Source organism: Nocardia sp. NPDC060220 (genome assembly GCF_042727815.1).
In the GTDB taxonomy this organism is placed as follows: Bacteria; Actinomycetota; Actinomycetes; order Mycobacteriales; family Mycobacteriaceae; genus Nocardia.
Window position 1 is genome coordinate 1 of sequence record NZ_JBHWZY010000632.1, and the last position, 4,116, is coordinate 4,116.

The window sequence follows — 4,116 nt, forward strand, 5'->3', positions numbered from 1 at the left end:
GCCCGGCATCTCAGCCCGGCGCCGCGGCGACGCCTTCCCTCGCACCGTCACCTCGGTATCGCGGGTCTACCACCCCGGGGTCGGCCCCGTCATCGATCAGAGCGGAACTTCGTCCCACCACGCGATGACCTCGTCCTGCGCCGAGGGGCGGGTGGCCCCGCCGGTGCCGCTGCTGCCCCGGCGACTCACCACGACAAGGTAATTCGCGCGGGCGGAGTCGCCGGGGAAGCTCAACACCTGGTGCGCGGTCTGGACGCGGATGTTCGCCGGATCCGGAACCACCCACCGCTGCAGCGAGAACGGCACTTCGTCCTTGCTCCCCGCGTAGCGAACGGTCGCGGGCAACGCCTCCAGCACCGACCGCGCCTGGCTCGCGTTCGCGTACTCGAGCACCAGGTAGCTCAGCGCACCCGCTTGATTGTCGGACCGCTCGCACTGCCACCCGGTCGTGATCGGAGTCCACTGCAACGCAGGCTCTTTCCACGCCAGCTCGCTGACATTGCGCACCCCCACACACCGCGCCCCCCGATACCCCACACCATCACTCATCTGCCCCTGCGGAACCAAGGTCGGGAAAACCCGCCGACTCTCCGCGAACGAATCCGCCACCTCGGCCGCCGAATTCGACGGCCCGCTCGCGCCGTCTTCCACGTCGGGACCGTCGTCGTCTCCGGGCAACACCACCACGACCAACGCGACAACCAACGCGACCAGCACCAGAACCAGTGCCACCAACACAACCCACCCGAACCGCTGCATCCCCGACACCCGTCGAGGCACCGGCCAATACCCCCGATGCGGCACCATCCAGGGCCCCCGCGGCCCGGACCGCACCACCCCGTGCTGCTGACCCGCACCACCCGGCACGACCGGACCACCCGACTGCCCCGCCGCCGCCGACTGCCCCGCGTCTACCTGAGGCCCTGCACCACCCGGCTGACCTGGGCTGCCCGGCTGACCTGGGCTGCCCGGCTGACCCGCGCTGCCCGGCTGACCCGCACCACCCGGCTGACCTGGGCTGCCCGGCTGACCCGCACCGCTCGGCTGTCCGGCAATGCTCGGCTGAGGCGCATTGCTCGGCTGACCGGCATTGCCCGGCTGACCGGCATTGCCCGGCTGACCCGGATTGCTCGGCTGACCGGCAATGCTCAGCTGTCCGGCAATGCTCGACTGTCCGGCAATACTCGGCTGAGGCGCATTGCTCGGCTGACCGGCGTTACCCGGCTGACCCGGATTGCTCGGCTGACCCGCATTGCTCTGTGCTGCGCTACCAGGCTGTCCCGGCTGGCTGGACTGCCCTGCGGCCCCCTCCGGCGCCACAGGCCCGGCTGGGGCCGCGTTCGAGGCCCCAGCGATCGAGGTCACCTCGGTCAAGGCGGCCGCGTTCGCCGCGTCCAGCTCGCCCGCGTCGCGCATCGACACGACATCGGTTGCCGCAGTGGCCGATACCTCGCCGGACTCCGCACCGCCGGTCGCTGCGGCGGTGTCCGATCGAGCCGCCGTGGATGACGGCTTGTCGAGAGACACTGGGCTGGAAGATATTCCGGCATCGACCACGGGCACCGCCACAGCTTCGGCGACCCCCGGCGCGGGGCGCTGCACGCCCGCGGATGGCGGCACGGCAGCCGAGGCCGCGACCGCAGGCGCAGCGGCAGCCAGGGGCGCCGCACCAGGCGCAGCGGACCCGGATCGGCGCGCATTCGGCTGTCCGGCAGCGGAACTCGCGGCCGGACGCTGGGCCACCGGAGGTACTTCGCCGGGCGGCACCACACCACTGGGCGCGGCCGGGCGCGGGGCGACCGGCGGGACAGCTCCGAAAGGCCGTGAGGGTGGTTGCCAATGAGGTTGTGGCGCAGGCTGTCCGGGTGCGCCTTGATACCCGGGCGGTGCCATACCGGGCGGCGCGAAAGGCGCGGCGGGCCCTTGTTGCGGGGCGGGCGGGTAGTAACCCGGCACCGGGTTCGCGGGCGGGCGCGGCAGGACCGGTGGGGTCGTGGAGGTCAGCGCCTGGCGGGCCGCCTTGGCGAACGCGGCGCAGGAATCGAACCGTGCCGCAGGATGTTTCGCCATCGCGGCGGCGAGGACGGCGTCCATGATCGGCGGCAGACCCGCGCGACGCAGCGCCAGGGGCGGCGGCGGGGCGTAGAGGGTGCCGCGGATGATCTCGTTCGGGTCGGCGGAGTCGAAGGGCGCCAGTCCGGTGAACAACCAGTACAGCGAACACGCCAACGAGTACTGGTCGGAGCGATGGTCGAGCTCGGCGCCGGTCATCTGCTCCGGTGACGCGTAAGCCAGTGTCGCGGTGAACATTCCCTGCTGGGTGAGGTGGGTGGAGTCGGCGCGGAGCCGGGCGATGCCGAAGTCGGTGAGGAAGACCCGCTCGCCCTGGCCGCCGGTGGAGCGGGCCAGCAAGATGTTGGCGGGCTTCACATCTCGGTGCAGCACTCCCCTGCCGTGCGCGTAGTCCAGCGCGTCGGCGACCCCTTCGACGATCTGCACGGCCCGCTCGGGTGGCAGCGCCATCGGGTCCACCGTCGCCGCGTCGATCCCGTCGACGTACTGCATGCTGATCCAGAGTTGTTCGCCCTCGGTCCCCCGGTCGAAGACGGTGACGATGCCGGGATGGTCGAGCCCGGCGGCGAGATCGGCCTCCCGTTCGAACCGCGCGCGAACGCGCTCGTCGGCGAACAGATCCCGGTTGAGCAGCTTGAGCGCGGTGAGCCGGTCCAGGCGCGGATGCCGGGCCAGATACACCGTGCCCATGCCGCCCTGGCCCAGCATCGCCTCGATGGTGAACCCCGCGAACACCTCACCGATGTCGTGCACTACGACCCCCTTCCGACCGTGTGACCACGTTCATTCGAATTCTCGCCGAAAATCGGTGAAACTTGCTAACAGTCGTCCGGGTGTGACCGGACGCGTTCGACGAGAAGTTTGCACCGCCGGAGCACGCGCAATGGGTGGTGGGGAGGATTCGGTGGTGAAGTCGACCGGAACGACGGCTGCCTGTCGCAGGCTGCTGCTCTGTGGGGTGCTGGCAACTGCCGCACTGTCCACCTCGTGTGCCACGCCGGGCACCCCGACGGCGGTGAGTGCGCCCACGGTTACCGTCAACAGCGAAGACGCGTGGCATCCCGGTCTGTCGATCGGGCTGCCCGATTCGCTGGCCGCGGAGTTCACGCTCTTGCAGTCGAAGCTGCCTGGCCAGGTCGGCATGGCCTTGATGCCGGTCGGCGGCGGCCGGATGACGATCTACGGCGACTGGACCACCGGCATCGCCTGGTCCACGATCAAGATCCCGCTCGCGGTCGCCGCGTTGCGCCACGACTCCGACCAGTCGATCTTCGAGATGGTGGAGGCCGCGATCACGGTGTCGGACAACGACGCCGCCGAAGGCCTGTGGGAATCCCTCGGTGACGCACCGGAAGCCGCCGACGCGGTGCAGCAGATCCTCGACGAGGCGGGCGACGCGGCCACCGGCAAGTCGGGCACCCGCACCGAACTCGACGGCACCTCCTTCGGCGGTACCGAATGGTCGCTGGCCAACCAGGTGCGGTTCGCGTCGCGGCTGCCGTGCCTGCCGCAGGCCGAGGTCGTCACCTCGCTGATGGGTGAGATCACCGAGGATCAGGGGTGGGGCCTCGGCCTGCTCGACGACACCGAGTTCAAGGGCGGCTGGGGTCCCGACGACGTCACCGGGGTCTACACCGTGCGCCAGTTCGGACTGGTACCCGTGGGCAGCGGTCAGCTCGCGGTAGCCCTTGCGGCACAAGCCGATTCGGGCTCGTTCGACGACACCACCGCACTGCTCGACCGGATGGCGCTGCTGCTGGCCCGGCACCTGCCGAACCTGCGCGGCGGCGTCTGCCCGCGCTGAGCGCACCGGCTCAGCCGGGAACGACCAGGCCGGATTCATACGCCAGGACCACCGCCTGGGCGCGGTCGCGCAGCCCGAGCTTCGAGAAGACCTTGGAGACATGGGTTTTCACGGTCTGCTCGGCCACGAACAGCGCCGCGGCGATCTCGGTGTTCGACAACCCCTTGGCCACCAGTTCGAGCACCTCGCGTTCACGCGGGGTCAGGGTGCCGAGCGCGGGCGCCGGGGCGGCCCGCACC

Annotated in this window: 3 protein-coding genes; 1 reads left to right on the forward strand and 2 read right to left on the reverse strand. The window is 70.6% G+C overall.

Features of this window, described 5'->3' with window-relative positions; translation table 11 throughout:
- Positions 1-96 precede the first annotated feature (96 nt).
- Positions 97-2,826 carry a protein kinase gene (locus ACFWF3_RS26675; RefSeq protein WP_379316093.1) on the reverse strand — a complete coding sequence of 910 codons (2,730 nt, stop codon included), beginning with the start codon at positions 2,824-2,826 and terminating at the stop codon, positions 97-99.
- A 154-nt stretch (positions 2,827-2,980) separates the two neighbouring features.
- Here ACFWF3_RS26675 and ACFWF3_RS26680 point away from each other — a divergent pair, with 154 nt between their 5' ends.
- On the forward strand, positions 2,981-3,877 hold the full coding sequence (locus tag ACFWF3_RS26680; protein WP_378991597.1) for a hypothetical protein: 897 nt from the start codon (positions 2,981-2,983) through the stop codon (positions 3,875-3,877).
- 10 nt (positions 3,878-3,887) lie between these two features.
- On the opposite strand, the gene ACFWF3_RS26685 is transcribed toward ACFWF3_RS26680, so the two are convergent.
- The coding region (locus ACFWF3_RS26685; protein ID WP_379316095.1) for a response regulator transcription factor at positions 3,888-4,116 on the reverse strand (229 nt) is incomplete at its 5' end.